20 protein-coding genes are annotated in these 23,500 nt (G+C 68.1%); 9 read left to right on the forward strand and 11 right to left on the reverse strand.

Translation table 11 applies throughout. The features are described from left to right. Positions 1-228 precede the first annotated feature (228 nt). The 3 genes from ADE01S_RS31250 to ADE01S_RS13795 all read left to right on the forward strand — a co-directional run bounded on the left by ADE01S_RS31250 (position 229) and on the right by ADE01S_RS13795 (position 6,032). Positions 229-1,539: a glycosyltransferase family 2 protein gene (locus ADE01S_RS31250; RefSeq protein WP_242663450.1), complete on the forward strand. Its 1,311-nt coding sequence runs from the start codon at positions 229-231 to the stop codon at positions 1,537-1,539. A 20-nt stretch (positions 1,540-1,559) separates the two neighbouring features. Next, positions 1,560-3,644, forward strand: a complete 2,085-nt coding sequence (locus ADE01S_RS13790) for a glycosyltransferase family protein (RefSeq protein WP_062682320.1) — start codon at positions 1,560-1,562, stop codon at positions 3,642-3,644. A gap of 222 nt (positions 3,645-3,866) precedes the next feature. Further along, positions 3,867-6,032, forward strand: coding sequence for a hypothetical protein (locus tag ADE01S_RS13795; protein ID WP_062682261.1), 2,166 nt, complete (start codon positions 3,867-3,869; stop codon positions 6,030-6,032). A gap of 69 nt (positions 6,033-6,101) precedes the next feature. Here ADE01S_RS13795 and ADE01S_RS13800 read toward each other — a convergent pair whose 3' ends face one another. The 5 genes from ADE01S_RS13800 to ADE01S_RS13820 form a co-directional block, all read right to left on the reverse strand. Continuing rightward, positions 6,102-6,602, reverse strand: coding sequence for a Dps family protein (locus ADE01S_RS13800; RefSeq protein ID WP_013393962.1), 501 nt, complete (start codon positions 6,600-6,602; stop codon positions 6,102-6,104). Positions 6,603-6,726: 124 nt separating this feature from the next. Next, a complete protein-coding gene (locus tag ADE01S_RS13805) occupies positions 6,727-7,677 on the reverse strand; it encodes a LysR substrate-binding domain-containing protein (RefSeq protein ID WP_062682262.1) in 951 nt (316 codons plus the stop codon). An 80-nt stretch (positions 7,678-7,757) separates the two neighbouring features. Continuing rightward, complete coding sequence (gene recG, locus ADE01S_RS13810; protein WP_062682263.1) at positions 7,758-9,848, reverse strand: ATP-dependent DNA helicase RecG; 2,091 nt, start codon at positions 9,846-9,848, stop codon at positions 7,758-7,760. A 41-nt stretch (positions 9,849-9,889) separates the two neighbouring features. Continuing rightward, positions 9,890-10,276, reverse strand: coding sequence for a Rid family detoxifying hydrolase (locus ADE01S_RS13815; protein WP_062682264.1), 387 nt, complete (start codon positions 10,274-10,276; stop codon positions 9,890-9,892). Between the two features lie 439 nt (positions 10,277-10,715). Continuing rightward, complete coding sequence (locus ADE01S_RS13820; protein WP_062682265.1) at positions 10,716-11,612, reverse strand: LysR family transcriptional regulator; 897 nt, start codon at positions 11,610-11,612, stop codon at positions 10,716-10,718. Between the two features lie 100 nt (positions 11,613-11,712). Here ADE01S_RS13820 and ADE01S_RS13825 point away from each other — a divergent pair, with 100 nt between their 5' ends. The 3 genes from ADE01S_RS13825 to ADE01S_RS13835 are packed head-to-tail and all read left to right on the forward strand — an operon-like array spanning position 11,713 to position 14,450. Further along, positions 11,713-13,071, forward strand: a complete 1,359-nt coding sequence (locus ADE01S_RS13825; RefSeq protein ID WP_062682266.1) for an acyclic terpene utilization AtuA family protein — start codon at positions 11,713-11,715, stop codon at positions 13,069-13,071. Continuing rightward, a complete protein-coding gene (locus ADE01S_RS13830) occupies positions 13,068-13,451 on the forward strand; it encodes an AtuA-related protein (protein ID WP_062682267.1) in 384 nt (127 codons plus the stop codon). The genes ADE01S_RS13825 and ADE01S_RS13830 overlap by 4 nt, the downstream gene beginning before the upstream one ends. Positions 13,452-13,487: 36 nt before the next feature. After that, positions 13,488-14,450 (forward strand): Bug family tripartite tricarboxylate transporter substrate binding protein, encoded by a 963-nt coding sequence (locus tag ADE01S_RS13835; RefSeq protein ID WP_062682268.1) that lies wholly within the window; start codon positions 13,488-13,490, stop codon positions 14,448-14,450. Positions 14,451-14,477: 27 nt separating this feature from the next. Here the strand turns inward: ADE01S_RS13835 and ADE01S_RS13840 are convergent, their stop codons facing one another. From ADE01S_RS13840 to ADE01S_RS13865, 6 genes are all read right to left on the reverse strand, one after another. Continuing rightward, positions 14,478-15,308: an IclR family transcriptional regulator gene (locus ADE01S_RS13840; RefSeq protein WP_062682269.1), complete on the reverse strand. Its 831-nt coding sequence runs from the start codon at positions 15,306-15,308 to the stop codon at positions 14,478-14,480. A gap of 95 nt (positions 15,309-15,403) precedes the next feature. Then, the gene (locus ADE01S_RS13845) at positions 15,404-16,123 is read right to left on the reverse strand and encodes an SDR family NAD(P)-dependent oxidoreductase (RefSeq protein WP_062682270.1); all 720 of its coding nucleotides are present in this window, start codon (positions 16,121-16,123) and stop codon (positions 15,404-15,406) included. A gap of 10 nt (positions 16,124-16,133) precedes the next feature. After that, positions 16,134-16,928 carry an SDR family oxidoreductase gene (locus ADE01S_RS13850; RefSeq protein WP_062682271.1) on the reverse strand — a complete coding sequence of 265 codons (795 nt, stop codon included), beginning with the start codon at positions 16,926-16,928 and terminating at the stop codon, positions 16,134-16,136. 28 nt (positions 16,929-16,956) lie between these two features. Continuing rightward, a complete protein-coding gene (locus ADE01S_RS13855) occupies positions 16,957-17,931 on the reverse strand; it encodes a tripartite tricarboxylate transporter substrate binding protein (RefSeq protein WP_062682272.1) in 975 nt (324 codons plus the stop codon). Positions 17,932-18,006: 75 nt separating this feature from the next. Beyond that, entirely contained in the window at positions 18,007-18,534 is a 528-nt protein-coding gene (locus tag ADE01S_RS13860) for a 2,4'-dihydroxyacetophenone dioxygenase family protein (protein ID WP_062682273.1), read from the reverse strand. Positions 18,535-18,728: 194 nt separating this feature from the next. After that, on the reverse strand, positions 18,729-19,505 hold the full coding sequence (locus ADE01S_RS13865) for a ferredoxin--NADP reductase (RefSeq protein WP_062682274.1): 777 nt from the start codon (positions 19,503-19,505) through the stop codon (positions 18,729-18,731). 339 nt (positions 19,506-19,844) lie between these two features. Here ADE01S_RS13865 and ADE01S_RS13870 point away from each other — a divergent pair, with 339 nt between their 5' ends. From ADE01S_RS13870 to ADE01S_RS13880, 3 genes are all read left to right on the forward strand, one after another. Further along, entirely contained in the window at positions 19,845-20,888 is a 1,044-nt protein-coding gene (locus ADE01S_RS13870) for a Fe(3+) ABC transporter substrate-binding protein (protein ID WP_062682275.1), read from the forward strand. Between the two features lie 147 nt (positions 20,889-21,035). Beyond that, a complete protein-coding gene (locus tag ADE01S_RS13875) occupies positions 21,036-22,706 on the forward strand; it encodes an ABC transporter permease (RefSeq protein ID WP_062682276.1) in 1,671 nt (556 codons plus the stop codon). 5 nt (positions 22,707-22,711) lie between these two features. Continuing rightward, positions 22,712-23,488, forward strand: a complete 777-nt coding sequence (locus tag ADE01S_RS13880) for an ABC transporter ATP-binding protein (protein WP_087881453.1) — start codon at positions 22,712-22,714, stop codon at positions 23,486-23,488. Positions 23,489-23,500 lie beyond the last annotated feature (12 nt).

The following is a 23,500-nucleotide window of genomic DNA, read 5'->3' on the forward strand; positions in this document are numbered from 1 at the left end:
AACCGGACCGACAGGCGATCCGGAAATCGGAACGAATGATACGGGCGGGAAAAATCGCGCTGATTTCAATATTTATCAAATCCAATCAAACGTGGCTCGGATCGGAAATGAAAAATAAGTGCGGTATATGCAGCCCTATAATCAAAGCGTTTCCCTGCCCAAAATCCCGGTTTTTCAGGGACGGACCGGCCGCGACGCCCCCCGCGGCCCGCGACCACGGATCAGCCATTGCTCAAGCACCTGTTCAATATTTATCAAAAAAAAGTACATAGGCTTACGCGTCGCCTGCGGGCCCATGAGCTCTATGAAAATGGCGCTGATAACGCCGTCATTTTGAACAGAATTGGCTTATTTCAGACAAGCCTTGAAACATCCAGCCGGTTTTTGCCCGAATTCGGCCTCGCGCGCGCGAGGGCCCGGCTGGAACTGGACGGCCCCGGCTCCGCGGTCGATGCGGCGGGCTATCTGGGGCGCGTGTCGGACTACGAGCGGCGCCAGTACGCCCTGGCGCTGGCGCGCTGGGACCCGCGCCAGGCGGCGCGCTGGCTGGGCCCGCGCGAATGGGCCCTGCGGGCGGCCTTCGCCCTCGCCGCGGGCGACCTGGACGCCGGATTCGCGGCCGCCCGCAAGCTGGGCCAAGACATTAGGAAATCAAAGGATTTGCATGTAATTCTTGCAGCCTTGCACAGCAAGGCCGGCGAATTCGGACAAGCGGGAAATCTATTGAACGATATCCTGACAATTACTCGCAATCCCGCCGACGGCGTGGAGGCGCCCCTGCAATTGGCCGATTTCATTGGGGAAAATGGGGACTCCCTCGCACTTTCCCGGGACGAGCCGCCGCTTATTTCCGTCATTATCTGTGCGTACAATGCCGCGCCCTACGTAGGCACCGCCCTGCGCTCCGTGCTGGGGCAAACCTATCCTAATATTGAAATTATTTCCATCGATGACGGATCGCAGGATCACACATTCCAACATATGCGGCAGTTCGCGGCGGAAAATCCGCGTATAACTGCACTTCGCTTTCCGAATAATGGGGCCTACGCCTCCCGGAATATAGGAATGCGCCACGCCAGGGGCAGCTTCATAACCTTCCTGGATGCGGACGACATTATGTTGCCGCAGCGTGTCGCGTCCCAGCTGTGCGCCCTGGAGCAGTCCGGCGCGGCAGCCACGGTCAGCAGACTGATACGCATCTCGGAGGATGGATACCTTGCAGCGCCACGCATCTTTCCCTTTGTCCGCCACAACCCCTGCTCGCTCATGATGCGGCGATCGGTGCTGCGCGATGTCGGCGCATTCGACGAGACCCGCTGGGGCGCCGACGAGGAATACGAGCACCGCATCGCGTTGCGGCTGGGCAGGAACGCCCTGCTGCGCACCCCCGACATCCAGACGCTGGCGCTGCACCGCGCCGGCTCGCTGACGCAATCCCCCCAATCCGGCCTGGCCAGCGCCGAGGGCCGCCGCAGCCGCATCGCCTACCGCGAAGCGTGGGTGCGCCGCCATCTCGATGAAGCCAGCCAGGCCCGTTGAACTTTCATCACCTGAAGATCATGCCTCCCAGCACCGCACTTGCGCACTCCGCCCCCACCTCCGACCCCGCAGCGCTGCGCGCGCCCGCCAAGCCGGACCGGCTGCGCCAGCTCGCGCAGGAGAACGAACTGATGTATGCGCGCCTCGAACAGGAACGCGCCGCCCGCCTGCAGGCCGAAAAGGACCTGGCCGGCGTGAAGGCGCTGCTGCGCGAATCGAACCAGCAGCTCGCCCGCCAGGAGCGCACCCTGACCTGGCGCTTCGGCCAGGAAGTGACCCGCGCGCGCAGCATCGCCGACTACGTCATGCTGCCCCTGCGGCTGTACAAGCTGTCCGGCGCCCACAAGCGCGAGCGGCACCAGGCCCCTTCGCCCAAGCGGCAGGCGCCGACCGCGCTGCCGGCGGAAACGTCCAGCGCCATCAAGGAAGCGCTGGACTACGCCCGCCGCGTGCGCGACGCCGAAGTCATCCTGTGGATCTCCAAGCAACCGTGGCCGGCCCAGACCAAGGTCAAGGTCTATTGCGAAGTCGCCAAGTGGGCGCGCAGCAGCTATCCGCACATCTCCGAACAGATCGCCGAACAGCTCCTGACCCTCGGCCCGAATGCGCCGCACGTCCGGCAGCTGGCCTTCAGCCTCTACGACGCCGGCCTCGTGACCGCGCCGGCCAAGCTGCTGGCGCGCGCCCAGGACACCGGCGTGGAATTCAGCACCGCCGAGCAGCACCGCGCCCGGCGGGTGCGCAATGCGCACGACCTGATGTGCCGCGCCAGGCGCCGCGCCCCGCGGCCCCGCCAGGCCTTCGATTTCAACGGCGCGGGCCCCATCGTCATCGTCTCGCCGGTATCGCTGCTGCACGGCCGCAGCGCCGCCAGCAACGCCCTGCACCGCCACGCGGCGCTGCTGCACCAGCGCCACGGCGCCGTGTGCGTCATCACCCTGGCGTCGGACGACGCCGCGCGCGCCGACGCGAACCTGCGCGCCGAACTGCCGCAGAACGACATCGTGCTCGACGGCGTGGTCTACAAGGCCGTCCACGCCGAGCCCGGCCGCACGCAGGCCATCGAGGACGCCGCCGGCGCCCTGTCCGAAGCCGTGCTGGCGGCCACCGTGAGCGAGCCCCCGCGCGCCGTGCTGGCCTGGAACAGCCTGCGCTGCGCCATCGCGGCCAGCACCGCCGCCCAGACGCTGCGCGTGCCCTACGGCCTGGTCCTCCTCGGCCTGGACTATTTCCAGAAAGCGAACGCCAACCACAAGCTGTCCGAACGCGGACGGCTGGAGCTCAAGCTGGTGTCCGAAGCGCTGGTCGACGCCGACCTGGTGGCGCTCGGTTCGCGCGCCATGCACGACGCGGCCCAGCAGTTGCTGGGCGGAACCCAGGAAGCCACCATCCTGCCGCCGCTGCCCCTGCCTTCGGGCAAGGCGCGCAAGGCCGCCGCGCCGGAAATCCAGGGCGCGCTGGCCGCGCTGGAAGGCAAGCGGGTGCTGGCCCTCACCGACGACCAGCCCGATCCCATCATGGCCCGCGCCGTCATCGACATCTTCGCCGAGATCGCGCTGCGCCGGCCCGATACCGTGCTGCTGGTGCTGAGCGATCCCAAATCCGCCGCGCTGATGCATCGCCACGCCGTTTCCATCGGCCTGCACGACGAGCAACTGGTATTCCTGCCCGAAATCGGCGACCTGCCCTCGCGCGAGCAACTGCTGGCGCGCGTGGAACTGGCGCTGTTTCCTTATATTCCGACGCGCGCCGAAATCGCCGCTTTGCCGCCCACCGCCAGCCTGCTGGAAAGCATGGCGCACGGCATCTGTCCGGCGGTCGGGCTCAATCCGGCTTATACCGACCTGGTGGAATCCGCCCGCGAGGGGTTGCACGTGGATTATTCAGGCAGCCCGGCGGAAATCGCGCACGGCCTGCTGGACGCGCTGGAGGACTCGGAGGCCGTGCGCGCCATGGGAAAACGCGCGCGGGAGCGCCTGGGACGCGAATATCCGCCGCTGGAACAGGCCCTGGACGATTTTCTGATGCAGGCCGCGAAGCCGCAGCCCGCCGCCAGCTCCGGGGTGCGCGCGGAGCCGCGCCTCCTGCACATGAAAATATCCTGAATAATGCGGCAACAAAATCCTGGATAAATAACCTCAGGCAGTTTTGTTATTCAGGATTTTGATTTGCAGCAGTTGTTTTTATATTGTTTCTCCACATTCCCAGCTGGCGCCATTCGCCGGCGGAAGCCCGGATAAACGGTTACTCATACTCACTCCCCGCAGCCGGGAGGGGCATTTCTTCCTATATATTTTCGCCCTGATGTAACGAAGGAGTATCGAACAATGATTATCTCAACGATCGGATCCTGCCGCGTGGCAGGCCCCATGACCAAACTCCAGGCGCAACGGAACTTCGTTCTGGATAATCGTCTTCTTTACGGTTTCACGCACAACACCAAGGAAACCATCCAGGCCATCCGCTATATGCGCGGCGAGATCACGCTGCCGGAAAGCGCCTGGGCGTTCATTTCCAGCGAACCCCCGCGTGAATCGAATCCCGCCCATGCCCACCCCGCCGACGCCCGCCACGTGGTGGAGATCAGTTCGACCAAGGTGCTGGAGCTGGACGGCAAGTACCTGCAGCTGGTGCGCTTCAAGGAAGCGCTGAACTTCTGCCCCGAATTGCTCAAGATCTTCTTCGACCACGCCACGCGCGACGGCCTGGCCAAGCGCGCCGCCGCCCTGCGGGAAGCACCCAGCTTCGCCCACGTCCCCGAACACGTCCAGCACGCGCTGACGCACACGGTCATGCACGTGCAGAACGCCCAGGAGATCCTGGACGACCTCAAGTCCATCCAGCAACTGCTGGGCGGCTCCTTCGTGCTGGTCACCCACTGCAACGCGATCAACGCCGAAGGCCAGCCCATCGCCGACCGCGCCCAGATGGTCGAGACCGTCAAGCTGGCCGCGAGCACCCTCGGCATCCCCGTGATCGAGCCGGGCGCGCTGCTCGCGCATTTCGGCCAAAGCCGCGGCATGCCCGACGAAGGCCGCGACACCGCCCACTACACGCCGGCGTTCGCCAAGCTGGTGGGCCGCGCCATCTGCGAGAAGCTGCTGGGCACCGCCGACCAGGACCTGGTTGCCTCCGCCGAGCCGCTGGACTGGAAGCAGTGCATCGAACGCGCCAAGGCGTCGGCCCGCGATCTGGAATGGGACAACGCCCTGCTGCTGACCAACCGCGCCATCGAGCTCAAGAACGGCAGCCCCACCGCCTACGTGCTGCGCGCCCGCGCCGTGACCGCGCTGGACCAGACCGACGACATCCTGGACGCCTGGTCCATCGCCCTGTCCATCGACAGCAACCGCAGCGCCTACATCCTGCGCCAGGCCGCCGAAGGCGCGATGGAAGTCGGTGAATTCGACAAGGCCCGCGATTGGGCCGCCGAATCGCTGGACAAGGAAAGCGACGAGAAGACCGCCCTGCTGCTGGGCCGCATCCATTCCAAGCTGGGCCAGAACGCGCAGGCCGAGCAGGCCTTCCGCAAGTACGCGGCCGGCGACGCCGTGCGCGCCCTGCGCTTCGCCTCGCGCGCGCACACCCCGCTGGCCGACGCCGCCAACATGGTGAACGCGCTGGCCCGCACGGCCGGCGTGGATCAGGCCGGGCTGGACGCGGCGCGCGCCGCGGTCCTCAAGCGCGCCACCCGCGAGGTCAAGCGCACCGGCCGCGTCGGCGCGCTGCTGCCCACGCTCAGCGCCTTCTATGCGCTGCAGTCGCTGCCCCAGGACGGCCAGGAAGACCAGGACGACCAGATCAACCAGGCCTACCGGCGCCTGCTCAAGGCCTACGAGACCTATCCGGAATACCAGCACAGCACCGAAACGGTTGCGCTGCTGGGCCGGCTGGCGCAGCTGGCGCCCGTCGATCCGCGCTACGTCCAGCGCGCCGCCAAGCAGCTGCAGGCCCAGGGCCATGCCCGCGCCGCCGTCGAATGCTGGCAGCGTCTTGCCGGTTCGCCCCTGCCGGCCGAGCGCGACACCGTCAGCCTGGCCGCGGTGAAGCTCTCGCAGCTGGGCGCCCACCAGGCGGCAGCCCGGGTCTACGCGCAACTGTCGCAAAGCGGTTCCATGGACCTGAACACGGCGCACGACCACATCGACAAGTGCCTGCGCGCCCTGGCCCGCAGCTTCCGCAAGTGCCTGACCGAAGAACGCCTGCGCGACGCCGAAGAGGCGCTCAACGGCATCCAGTCGATCGATCCGTCCTACCAGGGCCTGATTTCGCTGCAACGCTCGCTGGCCGACGCGCACAAGCGTGAATTCCTGGCGCGCCGCTCGAACTCGGCCAACGCCGACGACGTGATTGCCAGCGCGCAGCGCGTGATCCAGACCTCGCCCATGGATCGCGAGGCCAACATCGAGCTGGCCATGCACAACCTGAAGAACGGCAACGTGGCGGAAAGCCGCCGCATCCTGGACCGCTTCCTCCAGAGCAACGCCGCCTGATCCGTCTTCCAGGACGAAAAAAAAACCGGAACCGCGAGGTTCCGGTTTTTTTTCTTGCAGCCGCGGCGCTTATTGCAGCAGGCTGCGCAGCATCCAGGCGTTCTTCTCGTGCACGTCCAGACGCTGGGTCAGCAGGTCGGCGGTGGGCTGGTCGTTGGCCGCATCGGCCTTCTCGAACGCGGCGCGCGCGGTCTTGGCGACGGATTCGTTCGCGGTCACCAGCAGGCGCACCATTTCCAGGGCTTCCGGCACCGAGTCCGGCTCGGAGATGGAGGACAGCTTGCCGAATTCGCGGTAGGTGCCAGGCGCGTAGTGGCCCAGGGCGCGGATGCGCTCGGCGATGCTGTCCAGCGCGTTCCACTCTTCCGTGTACTGCGTCATGAACATCAGGTGGAGCGTGTTGAACATGGGCCCCGTGACGTTCCAGTGGAAATTGTGCGTCATCAGGTACAGCGTGTACGAATCGGCCAGCAGCTTGGACAGTTCGCCAGCGACGGCGGCGCGGTCCTTGTCCGAGATACCGATGTTGATGCGCGGAACGCTGGAGGTCTTCTTGGGGGACTTGGCCATTGCTAGCTCCTATGGATAAAAGTGCAAATCAAGGATACCACTGCAAACCTTGCAAATCGGCGCGAAGCCGGGCGCGGCCGTCAATAAGCGCCAGGGCGTTTGACGGCGCGCAAATCGGGGCGTGTCAATCCTGCACGGCCGCCACTTCGTCGGTCAGCATCTTGACGCCCGGCAGCTCGCACGCGTAGACCGCCTGCGCCAGCGCCTCGATGGCGGCCAGCCGGGGAAAACTGCGGCGCCACGCCAGCACGACCCGGCGCTCGGGCACCTGCCCTTCGAACGGCAGGTAGCGCAGCAGGCTGTTGGAGGGCGGATGCTCGGGCACGGCGGTCACGGGCAGCACGGTGACGCCGATTCCGGCGGCGACCATGTGGCGGATGGTTTCCAGCGACGACCCCTCGAAGGTGCGCTGGATCCCGTCGCTGGCCGCGGAAAAGCGCGACAGCTCGGGACAGACCTCCAGCACCTGGTCGCGGAAGCAATGCCCGCTGCCCAGCAGCAGCATGGTCTGTTGCTTCAGGTCCTGCGCGTCGATCGCCTCGCGGCGCGCCAGTTCGTGGTCGTTGGGCACGGCCACGACGAAGGGTTCGTCGTACAGCGGCTGCATGACCAGGCCGGCCTCGGGCAACGGCAAGGCCATGATGGCGCAATCGATCTCGCCCTGGCGCAGCAGCTCGACCAGGCGCACCGTGAAGTTCTCCTGCAGCAGCAGCGGCATCTGCGGCGTGCGGCCGATCTGCACCGGAACCAGCCGCGGCAACAGGTACGGGCCGATGGTGTGGATGACGCCGACGCGCAGCGGCCCGGCCAGCGGATCGTGGCCCTGGCGGGCGATCTCCTTGATGCTGGCGCTTTCCTCCAGCACCTTCTGCGCCTGCGCGACGATGCGCTGGCCGATGGGCGTGACGCCCACCTCCGCGCCGCCGCGTTCGAACAGCGTCACGCCCAGCTCGTCTTCGAGCTTGCGTATCGCGACCGACAGCGTGGGCTGGCTGACGAAACAGGCCTCGGCCGCCCGGCCGAAGTGGCGCTCTCGCGCGACCGCGACGATGTACTTGAGTTCGGTGAGAGTCATGGTGGACTACGCCCCCGCGGGTTGTGCGCCGGCGGCATCGCCGGCGTTCGATAGATGAAGGTTCATGGCTGGCGGCAGGTTCATGTGCGCAGGAAATCCTCGCGCCCGCGCATCCAGCGCGCCAGGTGGGCTTCGACGGCCGCCGGATGCTCCGCGCGCAGCCAGACGGCCGCGTCGCGCGCGTCTTCCGCGATGGCGGCATCGGTTTCCAGGTCGGCGAAGCGCAGCAGCGCCATGCCGGACTGGCGCGTTCCCAGGAATTCGCCCGGGCCGCGCTGTTCCAGGTCGCGGCGCGCGATCTCGAAGCCGTCGGAGGTTTCGAACATGGCGCGCAGCCGTTCGCGCGCCACCTGCGACAGCGGCGTCTGGTAGAGCAGCACGCAGACGGATTCGGCCGTGCCCCGCCCCACCCGCCCGCGCAGCTGGTGCAGTTGGGCCAGGCCGAACCGCTCGGCGTGCTCGATCACCATGAGCGACGCGTTCGGCACGTCGACGCCGACCTCGATGACGGTCGTGGCGACCAGCAGGTCCACCTCGCCGTCGCGGAACGCCTGCATCACGGCGGCTTTCTCGGCCTGCGGCAGCCGCCCGTGCACCAGCCCGATGCGCAGGTCGGGCAGATCCGCCTGCATGCCCTCGTAGGTGTCCACGGCCGTCTGGAGCTCCAGGGCCTCGCTTTCCTCGACCAGCGGGCAGACCCAATAGGCCTGCTGCCCGCCGCGCGCGGCCTGGGCGATGTGGGCGATGACCTCTTCGCGCCGCGCGTCCGAGACCAGCTTGGTCAGCACCGGCGTGCGTCCCGGCGGCAGCTCGTCGATGACGGACACGTCCAGGTCGGCGAAGAAGGTCATGGCCAGCGTGCGGGGAATCGGCGTGGCGCTCATGTTGAGCTGGTGCGGCACGATGCGGCCGCGCACGGTTTCGCCCTTGCGCGTGAGCGCCAGCCGCTGGCCGACGCCGAAGCGGTGCTGTTCGTCCACGATGGACAGGCCCAGCCGATGGAATTCCACGTGATCCTGGATCAGCGCCTGCGTGCCCACGACCAGTTGCACGCTGCCGTCGGCGGCGGCCGCCGCCGCTTCGCGCCGCGCCTTGGCCGTCAGGCTGCCGCTCAGCCACGCCACGTTGACGCCCAGCGGCTGCAGCCACGACACCAGCTTGCGGAAATGCTGCTCGGCCAGGATTTCGGTGGGCGCCATCAGCGCCACCTGGGCGCCGCCGGCGATGGCCTGCGCGGCGGCGATGGCCGCCACCACGGTCTTGCCGCTGCCCACGTCGCCTTGCAGGAGGCGGTGCATGGGATAAGGCTTGCCCAAATCCGCCGAGATTTCCTGGACCACGCGTTCCTGCGCGCCGGTCAGCTTGAACGGCAAGGTTTCGTACAGCCGGGCCACCAGGCCGCCGGCCTCGGCGCGCGCCGGCAGCGGTTCGGCTTCCTTGATGCGCCGCGCGGCGCGGGCGGCCGCCAGCGACAGCTGCTGCGCCAGCAGTTCGTCGAACTTGATGCGGCGCCACGCGGGATGCACGCGATCCAGCAGGGCCGCTTCGGACTCCCCCTGCGCCGGCGTGTGCAAGGCGCGGATGGCCGGCTCGAAAGGCGGCAGGTCGTAGCGGGCCCGCGCCTCGTCGGGCAGGGTGTCGGACAGGTCGGCGCGGTCCAGCGCCTGCGCGATGGCGCGCCGCAGGGTCAGTTGCGGCAGCCCTTCCGTGCTGGGATAGACGGGGGTGAGCGCGGTGGGCAGCGGCGCGTCCGCGTTGGTCATGCGGGGATGGACCATCTCGCGGCCGAACAGGCCGCCGCGGACTTCGCCGCGCGCGCGCAGGCGCTTGCCCACGCTGACCTGCTTCTGCTGGCTGGGATAGAAATTCAGCCAGCGCAATTGGAGTTCGCCGCTCTCGTCAGCCAGGGTGGCGGTGAGCTGGCGCCGAGGCCGGTACAGCACCTCGGATTTGGTGATCTCGCCTTCGACCTGGGCGGGAAAGCCCGGCCGCAGCGTATTGATGGGGACCACGCGGGTTTCGTCCTCGTAGCGCAGCGGCAGGTGCAGCACGAAATCCTCAGGCAGCACCAGACCCAGGTTACGGAGCTTGCGCTCCGTATCCGTGAGGGCCTTGCCGGCGCCTTTGGTGTCGGCGCCGGGTCGCTTGGAAGCCGCGGCCGCGGCCGGCATGAAGGAACGAACTCCTGGTTCGAAACGTCCCCGGGCTGGCCCTAGAGGACCAGGATGGCCTCGACTTCGAACTGCGCGCCCTTCGGCAGGCTGGCCACGCCGATGGTGGAACGCGCCGGGAACGGCTGGGGAATGAGCTCGGCCATGATGGCGTTGGCGGCCGTGAACTTGCCCAGGTCGGTCAGGAACAGCGTCAGCTTGACGACGTTGTCCAGCGTGCCGCCCGCGGCGGTGATGACTTCCTGCATGTTGGCGAACGCCTGGCGCACCTGGGCGTCGAAGTTTTCGGAAACCAGGTCGCCGGTGCCCGGTTCCAGGCCGATCTGGCCCGAGAGGTAGACAGTCTTGGTGCCACTCGCGGCAACCGCTTGCGAGTAAGGGCCGACCGCGGCGGGCGCGGCGTCGGTATGGATGATTTGCTTGCTCATGGGCGGAATCCTTCTGATGACGGATAGAAGCTACAACTATCGAAGTTTAAACAGCAATAGACATTTGCGAAAGTGGCGGGATGCCGTAGGATGGGTGGAGCGCGAGATCCCCACCAAAAGAACGAAAACGGTCAACGCGCGCAACCCATGCGGCCGTGGGCAGATAATGCCCCCGCATCGGCAGGAAAACGATTTGCCTATGGCTGTATCGGTTGGGCGCGGAGGGTGGCAACGTCCGCCCACGGCCGCATGGGTTGCGCGCGTTGGGGATCGGGGTTCTTGCGGAAGCCGTCTCGCGCTACACCCATCCTACGCGGCAACGTCCGCCCATTGCCGCATCGGTTGCGCGCGGTGGGTGTCGACGTTTGCTCATGACCGCATGGGTTGCGCGCGCTGGATGTCGGGGTTCTTGCGGAGGCGGTCTTGCGCTTTACCCATCCTACGGGCCTTCGATATCGCCACGGTTTTCGCGCAGCAGGTCGTACAGGGCCTGGGCGGCGACGGACAGCGTGCGGCCCTTGCGTTGCACCAGGTAGAGCGGCCGCGTCAGGGCTTTGCCCGCCAGGGGCACGATGCGCAGGTCCGGGCCGCCGAAATGGAACAGCGTCATGGCGGGCACCACCGAGATGCCCAGGCCGGCCCGCACCAAACCGGTCGCCGTGGCCAGGTGCTCCACCTCGAAGACCGGCGCCGGCGCGTCCGCGCCGAAGGCTTCGTCCAGGTGCTTGCGCACGCTGCTGCCGCGCGCGAGCTGGATCACGGGATAGCGCAGGATATCGCGCAGCCGCACTGCCCGGGCGTCCGCCAGCGGATGATCCGCGCGGCAGACCAGGTAGTAGCGGTCGGCATGCAGGAACTCGCTGTCCAGCTCGGCCATGTCCGGCCGCCGGGACGCCACCGCGAAGTCCACCTGGCCGGCCTGCACCATATCGAGGCAGGGATCCAGCAGGGCGTCGCGCAGGTCCACCACGATGCCGGGATGGGCATCGCGGAACCGGGCCAGCAGCCCGGGCAGCCAGCCGGCCGCCAGCGAGGGCAAGGCCGCCAGCGCCACGCGGCCGCGGCGGCGCGCCGCATGGTCGCGCAGGTCGTCCATGACCAGTTCCATGTCGGCCAGCAGCCGGCGCGCCGTGGCGTCCAGGATGCGGCCTTCGGCGGTCAGCTCGACGTTGCGGGTATCGCGATCGAACAGGCGCAGGCCGGCGCTGTCTTCCAGCTGCCGGATCAGGGCGCTGAACGCGGGCTGCGTCAGGTGGCAGCGCTGCGCCGCCCGGGTGAAGTGCTTCTCGTCGGCCAGGGCCACGAAGGCGCGCAGTTGGCGGGCAGACAGATTCATGGCTTTTCTCTATGAATTGATCTGATCTTTCTATTTTACTGATCATCCCGCCATCCCTATAGTGATCCGGACACCGACTTTCCGCACTGAACCCGGCCCTATGCCCCACTTCCCCCTGCTCATCGGCTGCGCGTCCGGTTTCTCCGGCGACCGCAGCGACGGCGCCGCCGCCGTGGTGCGCACGCTGGCCGCTCGCGGCGGCGGCGCGCTGATCTTCGAAACGCTGGCCGAGCGCACGCTGGCGCTGGCGCAGTTGGCCCGCAACGACGACCCCGAACGCGGCTACGAGCCGCTGCTGGACGAACTGGTCGGGCCGGTGCTCGGCGACTGCCTGCGCCACGGCATCAGCATCGTCGGCAACTTCGGCGCCGCCAATCCGGCCGCCGCCGCCCGCCGCATCGCCGCGCTGGCGCGCGAACAAGGCCTGCCCCGCCCGCGCATCGCGGTGGTGCATGGCGATGCATTGATCGGCGCCGCGCAGCGCGACCTGCTGCGGCAGCGCCTGGGCGGCGCGCTCGACGGACTGGACGTGGTCAGCGCCAACGCCTACCTCGGCGCGTCCGAGATCGCGCAGGCGCTGGCGGCCGGCGCCCAGGTGGTGGTGGCCGGCCGGGTCGCGGATCCCTCCTTGACGCTGGGGCCGGCCCTGGCGCACTTCGGCTGGAGCCTGGACGACTGGCCGCGCCTGGGGCGCGCCACCATGGCCGGCCACATGCTGGAATGCGGCCTGCAGGTGACGGGCGGCTACTTCTGCGTGCCCGGCCTGAAAGACGTGCCCGACGTGCACGCCGCCGGCTTTCCGATCGCCGAGATATACGCCGACGGCGAGTTCGTCATCGGCAAGGCCGACGGCACGGGCGGCATGGTCGACGCGCGCACGGTCAAGGAACAGCTGCTGTACGAAGTGCACGACCCCGCGCGCTACCTCACGCCCGACGTCGTCGCCGACCTGAGCCGGGCGTCGGTGGCCGAGCTGGGCCCCGACCGCGTGGCGGTGCGCGGCGTCACCGGCCATGCGCGGCCCGACGAACTGAAGGTCAACGTGTGCTATCGCGGCGGCTGGCTGGCCGAAGCCGAGATTTCCTATGCCGGCGTCCAGGCCGAGGCGCGCGCCCGGCTCGCGGCGGACATCGTCCGCAAGCGGGTGGACCCGGCGCTGCGCCTGCGCGCCGACCTGATCGGCGCCATCAGCATCCTGGCCGACGACGCCGGCGAAATGCGCCGCGCCCTGCCCGAGGGCCACGCCCGCGACGTGCGCCTGCGCATCGCCACCGAACACCTGGACCGCAAGCTCGCCGAGAGCGTGCTGCGCGAAGTCAACGCGCTGTACACCTGCGGCCCGGCCGGCGGCGGCGGCGTGCGCACCGCGCTGCGCCCGCGCCTGAACATGCTGTCCTGCACCCTGCCCCGCGACGCCGTGCCCAGCGGCTGGACCTTCCTGGAGGATGCCGCAAAATGAGCCCCGACCTGATCCCCGTGCCGCTGTACCGCCTGGGCCACAGCCGCTCCGGCGACAAGGGCGACATCTCCAATCTCAGCCTGATCGCCTGGGATCCCGAGTGCTATGCGGTCCTGGAGGCGCAGGCGACCGAGGCCCGCGTCGCGGCCTGGTTCGCCTACCGCCATCCGCGCCGCGTCACCCGCTACCTGGTGCCCACCCTGCATGCGATGAACTTCGTGCTGGAAGGCGTGCTGGACGGCGGCGTGAACGACGCCCTCAATCTGGACACGCACGGCAAGAGCCTGTCCTTCCGATTGCTGGACATGACGGTGGAGGTCAGCCCCGAACTGGCCGGCCGGCTGCCAGACATACCCGGCGACCGCCCCGCGGCCGCCTGATTCCCGTTCCTATAAAAAACACCACAGGAGACACACATGCGCATCGCTTTCAAAGGCCGCCTGGCCCTGCTGCTGGCGGCGGCCCTGCCCTTGCCCGCCCTGGCGCAATTCCCCGCCAAGCCCATCACCTTCATCGTGCCCTTCGCCGCGGGCAGCGCCACCGACCAGATCGGGCGCGCCATCGGCCAGGGCGTGACGGAACAGACCGGCCAGGCCGTCGTCATCGAGAACAAGCCGGGCGCCAGCGCGATGATCGGCGCGGCGGCCGGCGCCCGCGCGGCCCCCGACGGCTATACCGTGCTGATCACCACCAACACCACGCATGCCGCCAATGAACACCTGTACAAGAGCCTGACCTACGATCCCGTCAAGGACTACGCGCCGCTCACGCTGCTCGGCAAGGGCGGCCAGATCATGGTGGTCAATCCCGCCTCTCCCGCCAAGACGGTGGGCGAATTCCTGGCGCAGGCCAAGCAGCAACCAGGCAAGCTGAGCTTCGGCAGCGGCAGCTCCAGCAGCCGCATCGCCGGGGAACTGCTGCAACAGATGGCGAACGTGCAGCTGCTGCACGTGCCGTACAAGAGCAACCCGCTGGCGATCACCGACCTGCTGGGCGGCCAGATCGACATGATGATCACCGACACCGCCACCGGCCTGCCCCAGGTCAAATCGGGCAAGTTGCGCGCGCTGGGCGTGACCGGCCAGGCGCGTTCGGCGTTGGCGCCGGACGTGCCCACCATCGCCGAATCGGGCGTGCCGGGCTACGAAATGGGCTACTGGTTCGCCGCCTATGCGCCGGCCGGCACGCCGCCGGAGGTCGTCAAGCGCCTGAACGAGTTGCTGGTGAAGGCGACGCAGACCGCGCCCGCCAAGCAGTTCTACTCGCAGACGGGCACCGACCCCGCCACGTCCTCGCCGGACGAGCTGGCGCAATTCCAGCAGGCCGAATCGAAGAAATGGGGCGACATCATCAAGAAGGCCGGCATCCAGCCGGAATGATCGCCGCGCGCCGGGCCCGGGGCCGCGCTACAGCACGTCCCGGGCCGCCAGCATCGGGCTGCCGGCGATGCGCTGCGTGATGGCGCGGCAGGCCGCGAGCAGCGGCGCCACATAGGCCGCGTCCGGATCGGGCTTCTGGCGAAAACGCAGCGTGCTGACGCTGATGGCCGCCACCGGCATCCCGTTGGCCCCGAAAATCGGCGCGCCGAAGCAATGGATGCCGGCTTCGTTTTCTTCCTCGTCCGCGGCCCAGCCGCGCTCGCGCACGAGGTCGAGCTGCCGGCGCAGGTCCGCCTCGTCCTTCACGGTGTTCGGCGTATGGCGCGCGTAAGGCTGCGGCAGCTGGTCCAGCGCGGCCCGCAGCGCGTCCTCGTCGAGCATGGCCAGGTAGGCCTTGCCCACCGCCGTCGAATGCATGTAGACATTGGTGCCGATGCGCGAATTCATCTGCACGACGCTGGGGCTTTCCAGCTTCTCGATATAGACCATGTGCGGCCCGTTGGGCACCGCCAGGTGGACGGTCTCGCCGGTCGCGTCGCGCAGGTGCTTCAGGTCCTCGACGGCGGCCAGCCGCATTTCCGAGCGCCCCCAGCTGCGGCTGGCCAGCTGGATCAGCCGCGGACCCAGCGTGAGCTTGCCGCTGCCCGGATGTTCCGCCAGCAGCCGCTCGGCGACCAGCGCCGCCACGGTCCGGTAGACGGTCGGGCGCGGATAGCCGCTGACCTTGCTGAGCTCGGCGACGGTCATGGGTTCGGGCGTGTCGGCCACCACCTGCAGCACATGCATGAACTTCGAAAAAGCGGCGGTCCCCGCCACCTGCGCGGCGGGCGGTCTGGCTATGGACTGGGATTCTGGCATGGCGGAAAGCGTGGCGATGGCGGACGGACGTGGCGTAGCCGCGCGGGCGGCTACGCCATTATCCCCGCAAACGCGGCCCGGCGCGTGGGGCGGGGTCAAGCCGCGAGGTAGCCGCCGTCGACCGGCAGGATCACGCCCGTCATGAACGCGGCCGCCGGCGCGCACAGGAACGCGACCGCGTCCGCCACGTCCTCGGGCCGGCCCCAGCGCGCCAGCGGCGTGCGCTGCAGAATGGGCCCGGAACGCGCCGGGTCGTCCTGCAGCGCCTGGGTCAGCGGCGTGGCGATCCAGCCCGGCGCCACCGCATTGACCCGCACGCCGTCCGCGGCATAGGCCAGGGCCAGCGACTTGGTCAGTTGCGCCACGCCGCCCTTGCTGGCCGCGTAGGCCGGCACCAGCGAGCCGCCGAAGAAGCTCAGCATGGACGCCGTGTTCACGATGCAGCCGCCGCGCCGCGCCAGGCGTTCCCGGGCCGCGCTGCATACCCGCATGGTGCCGGTCAGGTTGACCGCGACCACCTGCTCGAACACGGCGGGATCGTGTTCCGCGCCGCGGCGGATCATGCCCGCGCAGTTGACCACGATGTCCAGCTCGTCCAGGCCCTGCAACAGGCGCTCGACGTCGCCGGCCTGGCTGACGTCGCCGAGGCGCACGTCGATGCCGGGCGCCAATTCATCCGCCTGCGATTGCAGCCCGGCCGCGACCGTGCGCGCTCCGAGCGAGGCCAGCCGGTTGGCGACCGCCGCGCCGATGCCCTGCGTGGCGCCGGTGACCAGCGCCGTCTTGCCCGCGAATAGATCCGCTTTGAACGTCATGCCCGCTCGCTCAGAAAGTACCGGGATAGGCGCCGCCGTCGGCCAGCACGTTCTGGCCGGTGACGTACGCCGCCTGCACGCTGCACAGGAAGGCGCAGATGGCGCCGAACTCTTCGGCGTTGCCGAAGCGCCTGGCGGGGATCGCCGCCTCGCGCGCCGCGCGCAGCGTGTCCACGTCCTGCCCCGCCTTGGCCGCCGAGGCCGCCAGGCTGGAGGTCAGGCGGCCGGTGGCGAAGGCGCCGGGGAGCAGATTGTTGATGGTGACGCCCCGCGCCGCGATGCCGCTGCGCGCCACGCCGGCCACGAAGCCGGTCAGGCCGCTGCGCGCGCCGTTGGACAGGCCCAGGATGTCGATCGGGGCCTTCACCGCGCTGGACGTGATGTTGACGATGCGCCCGAAGCCGCGTTCGGCCATGCCGTCCACCGTGGCCTTGATGAGCTCGATGGGCGTCAGCATATTGGCCTCGACCGCGCTCAGCCAGGCCTGGCGGTCCCAATCGCGGAAATCGCCGGGCGGCGGCCCGCCCGCGTTGGTCACCACGATGTCGTAGTCGCGATGCGCCGCGAAGACCGCGTCGCGGCCCTGCGGCGTGGTGATGTCGGCCGCCACGGCCTTCACGAAGCCCTCGCCCCCCGCCGGACGCTCGCCCAACAGGCGCTGGCGCGCGCTTTCCAGCGCGTCGGCGCCGCGGGCCACGATCACCACGTTCGCGCCTTCGCGCACCAGGGCCAGCGCGCAGCCGTAGCCCAGGCCTTTGCTGGCGCCCCCCACCAGGGCGGTCTTGCCGGTGATACCCAGATCCATGTTCTGCTCCTTGTCGTGTGCGGGCGATCTATTGGCGCATGCCGAACTTTTCGATCAAGCCCTTGAACGTTGCATTATCCCGCTCCATCAGCGTCGTGAAGGTTTGCTGGTCGGCCACGACGTAGCCCAGGTTCTGCTCCGCCATGAAGCGCTTCAGGCTGCCTTCGGCGGCCGCCTTGCGGAAGGCGACGCCCAGCGTGTCCAGCACGGGCTGCGGCGTGCCCTTGGGCGCGGCGATGCCGCGCCAGGTCCCGATGGAAAGGTCGATGCCGCGCTCTTTCAGCGTGGGCACGTTCTCGAAGCCGGGCACGCGCGCATCCGCCATGACGGCCAGGGGCTTGAGCTTGCCGGCCTTGACGTACTGCATCACCTCGGCCGGGCTGACCGCCACCGCGTCGATATGGCCGCCCAGCAGGGCGAGCACCGCCGGATTGCCGCCGTTGAACGGAATATGGTTGAACTTGGCGCCGGTCTTGTCTTCCAGCGCCGCGGCCGCCAGGTGCCAGATCGAGCCGATGCCGGCATTGCCCACCTGCGTGCTTTCCGGCTTGGCGCGCGCCGCGGCCAGGAATTCCTCGATGGTGTTGTAGGGCGAATCGGCGCTCACGGTGATCGCCGACGGATCCGCGTTGAGCTGGATGATGGGCGTGAATTTCTGGTAGGTCGTCTTGGTGAGCCCCAGGTGCGGGATGATCACCATGTCGGCGGTCACCAGCGCCAGCTTGTAGCCATCCGGGCTGCTGTTGGCGACTTCGGTCAGGCCGATGCCGCCCGCCGCGCCGGGCTTGTTGAGCACGACGATGGGCTGCGACAGGTGCGTGCGCGAAGCGTCGCTCATGGCGCGCGCCATGGCGTCGGTGCCGCCGCCCGCCGCGAAGGGCACGACGAGTTCGATGGCCCGGCCGGGAAAATTCTGGGCCCGCGCCGCCGGGATGGCGGCGGCCAGGGCCGCGCCGCCGACGAGCGCGGAGAGGATGCAGCGGGTGAACGCGCGACGTTTCATGGTGTCTCCAATAGGTGTTCTTATGGACTGCGAGGGGGGGAGCGAGCGCCGTCCGGCCCGCAAGGCCGGCCAGCGTCAGCGGATGAACTGGCGCACGTAGTCTTCGCCGAGGCCGACCTCGGTGTAGTGCTTGCGGCACATGTCGATCTTGGTGAAGACGTCTTCGTATCCCATCCCCTTGCCCCAGGGATCGGTGTAGTACATGACGCCGTTGACCTGGAAATACGTGATCATTTCCTCGACGTCGGGCGGCACGTACAACGTGTGCGTCTCGCCCGGAGGCTCGAACACATAGCTGCCTTCGGTGGCCTCCCAATCGTGCTCCAGGTAGCGCCAGCGGCCCTTGAGCACGAAGCCGTGCACGGCCTGCGGATGGCGGTGGCGGCTGAGCACGCCCGACTTCCGCACGCGCAGCAGGTTGGTCCAGTAGCCCTGGCTGGCGTTCAGACAGAGCGGCCGGAACCAGACGTTCTCGGCCTGCGGCACCCACACTCGTTCATCGGCGGGCACCGCCTGCGGAATCACGATCTCGGGCAGGGCCTCGGGCGGGTTGGGATATTGGTAGGGAGTAAGGGGTTCGGCGTCCGGCCTGTCTATGGGCATATCGGTTATCCTTCCATAATATGGACATAATGTTTATGTTATGGACGAATTATAGGGATAGCGTTCTGGCCGGCGACAGCGGGGGCTAACCCTAAGCTGCACCACAACAAGACGGGTTCCGCCCTCCCCGCGCCGGGGCGAAAAAAAACCCACCGCAATGCGGTGGGTTTCGATGCTGCGCCGGTGTCGGCGGCTTATTTGTCCACGAAGGCGCGTTCCACGACGTAGTCGCCCGGCTGGCCCACGCCCGGCGACACCGTGAAGCCGCGCTTGTCCAGCATGGCGCTGATGTCGGCCAGCATATGCGGGCTGCCGCAGATCATGGCGCGATCGGTTTCGGGGTTGATTTGCGGAATGCCGATATCGGCGCAAAGCTTGCCGTTTTCCATCAGTTCCGTGATGCGGCCCTGGTTGCGGAAGGGCTCGCGGGTGACCGTCGGGTAGTACACGAGCTTCTCGCGGACCACGTCGCCGAAGAATTCGTTGTTCGGCAGTTCCTTCTCGATGAAGTCGGCGTAGGCCAGTTCGCTGACCCAGCGCACGCCGTGCACCAGGATGACCTTGTCGAAGCGTTCGTAGACGTCCGGGTCCTTGATGATGCTCATGAAGGGCGCCAGGCCGGTGCCCGTGCCGAACAGGAACAGGTGCTTGCCCGGCTTCAGGTCGTCCACGACCAGCGTGCCCACGGGCTTGCGGCTGACGAGGATGGTGTCGCCTTCCTTCAGGTGCTGCAGGCGCGACGTGAGCGGGCCGTTCTGCACCTTGATGCTGAGGAATTCGAGGTTTTCTTCGTAGTTGGCGCTGGCGATGCTGTAGGCCCGCAGCAGGGGCTTGCCTTCGACTTCCAGGCCGATCATGACGAAGTGGCCATTGTGGAACCGCAAGGCCGCGTCACGCGTGGTGGTAAAGGAGAACAGGGTGTCGTTCCAGTGGTGCACGCTCAATACGCGCTCGGTGTTGAAAGCAGCCATGTCTTATCTATTCAGGGCGGACACCCCCGGGCTTGGGGCCCGGCTCGCGCCGCGGGGTCATTCCGTACCGCACAAAGGACGCGGCCGGCATTAGGGTTGACCCTATTCTACAGGGTCTTGATGATAACTGCTCTCATTATTCCGTAATACCCTTATGCCGTATTGATGGGGATCAAGGGCGGGAACCTTCGACTTACTAATAGTTGAACGGCGCAAAGCTTCCTGTTATCGTCGCATGCCAATTTGATAATCATTTTCGTTAGCAGACCGCTTTTTAAGCAGCGGCAACGGGCCTCCTGTCGCGCCCGCCCGCTGCAGCCCTAGCCGGAGCACCTCGTCATGACCAAGCGTCCCCAATTGAAATCGCTGCTGCGCGCCCTGGCGCTGGCCGGCGCCGCCGCCTTCACCGTGTCGGCCAACGCCGCCGAGGAAGTCAGCCTGTACACGACCCGCGAGCCCAAGCTGATCCAGCCCCTGCTCGACGCCTTCACGAAGGAAAGCGGCATCAAGGTCAACACCGTGTTCGTCAAGGACGGCCTGCTGGAACGCGTCAAGGCCGAAGGCGCGAAGTCGCCCGCCGACGTGCTCATGACCGTGGACATCGGCAACCTGCTCGACCTGGTGGACGGCGGCGTGACGCAGTCGGTCAAGTCGCAGACCCTGGAATCGGTCATCCCCGCCAACCTGCGCGGCGCCGACGGCAAGTGGTACGCCCTGTCGCTGCGCGACCGCGTGCTGTACGTGGAAAAGGACCTGAAGCTGGAAAGCTTCCGCTACGAAGACCTGGCCGATCCCAAGTGGAAGGGCAAGGTCTGCATCCGTTCCGGCCAACACCCCTACAACACCGCGCTGGTCGCCTCCATGATCGCGCACGACGGCGCCGAAGCCACCGAAAAATGGCTGCGCGGCGTGAAGGCCAACCTGGCCCGCAAGGCCGCCGGCGGCGACCGCGACGTGGCTCGCGACATCCTGGGCGGCATCTGCGACATCGGCCTGGCCAATGCCTACTACGTCGGCCACATGAAGAACGCCGAGCCGGGCACGGACGCCCGCAAGTGGGGCGACGCCATCAAGGTCATCCGCCCGACCTTCGCCAACGCCAAGAGCGGCGGCACGCACGTGAACGTCAGCGGCGCCGCCGTGGCCGCCCACGCCCCCAACAAGGCCAACGCCGTCAAGCTGCTGGACTTCCTGGTTTCCGAACCCGCCCAGGCGCTGTACGCCCAGGCCAACTACGAGTATCCCGTCCGCAAGGGCGTGAAGCTGGATCCCGTCATCGCCAGCTTCGGCGAACTGAAGGTGGACCCGCTGCCCCTGACCGAGATCGCCAAGCATCGCAAGCAAGCCAGCGAACTGGTGGACAAGGTCGGTTTCGACAACTGATAGGCCCATGGACCGCCGCGCCTCGATGCGCGGCTCCGCCATGCGGCAGTGACGGACGCGCGGACGATTTTCAGGTCCGCGCGCAGGGCCTGCTCCCTTCTTTTCCGGGGGAGCAGGCCTTGCCATTGATGCAATCGACTTTGAAGCATGCATACAGATTCCTTGCCCCGGCCGCTGCGTCTGCGCTGGACTGAACGCGGGGCCGGCTGGCTGGCCGGCGCCGCCCTGATCGCGCTGGCCGTGCTCGCGCCCGTGCTGACGCTGGGCTGGTGGGCGCTGGGCGGCGAGCTCTCCCACTGGCAGCACCTTGCCAGCTACGTATTGCCCCAGGCGCTGGCCAATACCGCCGTGCTGCTGGCCGGCGTCGGCGTGGTGGTAACGTTGCTGGGCACCGGCGCCGCGTGGCTGGTGACCGCCTACGACTTCCCCACCCGCCGCGTCCTGACCTGGGCGCTGCTGCTGCCGCTGGCGGTGCCCACCTACATCATCGCCTTCGCCTACCTGGACCTGCTGCATCCCATCGGCCCCATACAGACCGCCATCCGCGCGCTGCTGGGCTACGACAGCCCGCGCCAGTTCCGCCTGCCCGACCTGCGCTCGATCTACGGCGCGATTTTCGTGCTGGGCTTCGTGCTGTACCCCTATGTGTACCTGAGCACCCGCGTCATGTTCATGACGCAGGCGGCCAGCCTGCTCGAAGCCGCCCGCACGCTGGGCGCCGGCCGCGTGGCGGTGTTCTTCCGCGTCGCCCTGCCCCTCGCGCGCCCCGCCATCGTGGTCGGCGTCAGCCTGGCGTTGCTGGAAACGCTGAACGACATCGGCGCCTCCGAGTTCCTCGGCGTGCAGACGCTGACGGTTTCGGTCTACACCACCTGGGTCACGCGCTCGGACCTGGCCGGCGCGGCCCAGATCGCGCTGACGATGCTGGCCATCGTGATCGGGCTGATCCTGCTGGAACGCCATGGGCGCAAGCGCCAGCGCTACGCCAATACCCAGCGCATGCGCCCGATGCAGCCGCGCCGCCTGCGCGGCCCGGCCGCCCTGGTCGCGACGGCCCTGGGCTGGATCCCGGTGCTGATCGGCTTCGTCGCCCCCGCGCTGTACCTCCTCGTCGAAACCTATAAGCGCCTGCACCTGGTGGGCGGCGTCTCGGACCAGTTGATCCGGGGCTTGAGCAATACGCTGATCGTGGCGTTCAGCGCCACCGTGGTCACGCTGGTGTGCGGCCTGGTGGTCGCCTGGGCGGGGCGCACCCTGCGAGAAAGCGCCGGCTTCAATCCCGGGCGCGCCTGCGCCCGCGTCGCCAGCCTGGGCTACGCGGTGCCCGGCACCGTGCTGGCCATCGGGCTGCTGACCCCGTTCGTCTGGATCGACACCGCGGTCGCCAAGGTGTTCGGCGGCGGCGGCCTGTTCCTGATGGGCTCGATGGGCGCGCTGGTGTGCGCCTATGCCATCCGTTTCCTGGCGATCTCCACCGGCGCGCTGGAAGCCGGGCTGGCGCGCATCCCGCCCTCGCTCGAACAGGCGTCGCGCCTGCTGGGCGAGAGCTCGGCGGGCACGCTGCGCCGCGTGCACCTGCCGCTGCTGCGCCCGGCGCTGGCGGCCAGCGCGCTGCTGGTCTTCGTGGACGCCATGAAGGAGCTGCCCGCGACGCTGCTGCTGCGCCCCATGAACTTCGACACCCTGGCCACCTGGCTCTACGCGGAAGCCGCCCGCGGCACGTACGAGGAAGGCGCCGTGGCGGCGCTGGCCATCGTGCTCGCCGGCCTCTTTCCCGTCATCCTGCTGGCGCGGACCAATCTGAAAATGGGACATTGATCATCGTGCCCGATCTGTTAGAAATCGATCACCTTTCCCTGGCCTACGACACGCCCGCCGGCCTGAAGCCCGTGGTGCAGGACCTGACCCTGGGCCTGCCCGTGGGGCACATCGGCTGCCTGCTGGGCGAATCCGGCTGCGGCAAGACCACCGTGCTGCGCGCCATCGCCGGCTTCGAGCCGGTGCGCGCCGGACGCATCCTGCTCGACGGCACGGTCATCTCCTCGCCCACCGTGCAGGTGGCGCCGGAACTGCGCCGCGTCGGCATGATGTTCCAGGACTACGCCTTGTTCCCGCACCTGACGGTGGCGCTCAACGTGGCCTTCGGGCTGCGCAAGCTGGCGCGCGCCGAGCGCGCCCGCCGGGTCGAGGAGATGCTGGAACTGGTGGGCCTGGCGCACGCCGCCAGCAGCTATCCGCACGAGATCTCCGGCGGCCAGCAGCAGCGCGTGGCCCTGGCGCGCGCGCTGGCGCCCTCGCCCGACCTGCTGCTGCTGGACGAGCCCTTCTCCAACCTCGACGTGGACACGCGCGAGCGCCTGGCCTTCGAGGTGCGCGACATCCTCAAGAGCACCGGCCACACGGCCATCCTGGTCACGCACAACCAGGCCGAGGCCTTCGCCATCGCCGACCGCATCGGCATCATGTCCAAGGGCCGCATCGCCCAATGGGACACGCCCTACAACCTGCATCACCATCCGGCCGACGCCTTCGTGCGCGACTTCATCCGCCGCGAGGCGCTGGAAGAGCGGCGCGAGCAGGCCTTCGCCCGCGGCCGCTGAACGGCGTGGCCG

The organism is Achromobacter denitrificans NBRC 15125 (assembly GCF_001571365.1).
GTDB lineage: Bacteria > Pseudomonadota > Gammaproteobacteria > Burkholderiales > Burkholderiaceae_B > Achromobacter > Achromobacter denitrificans.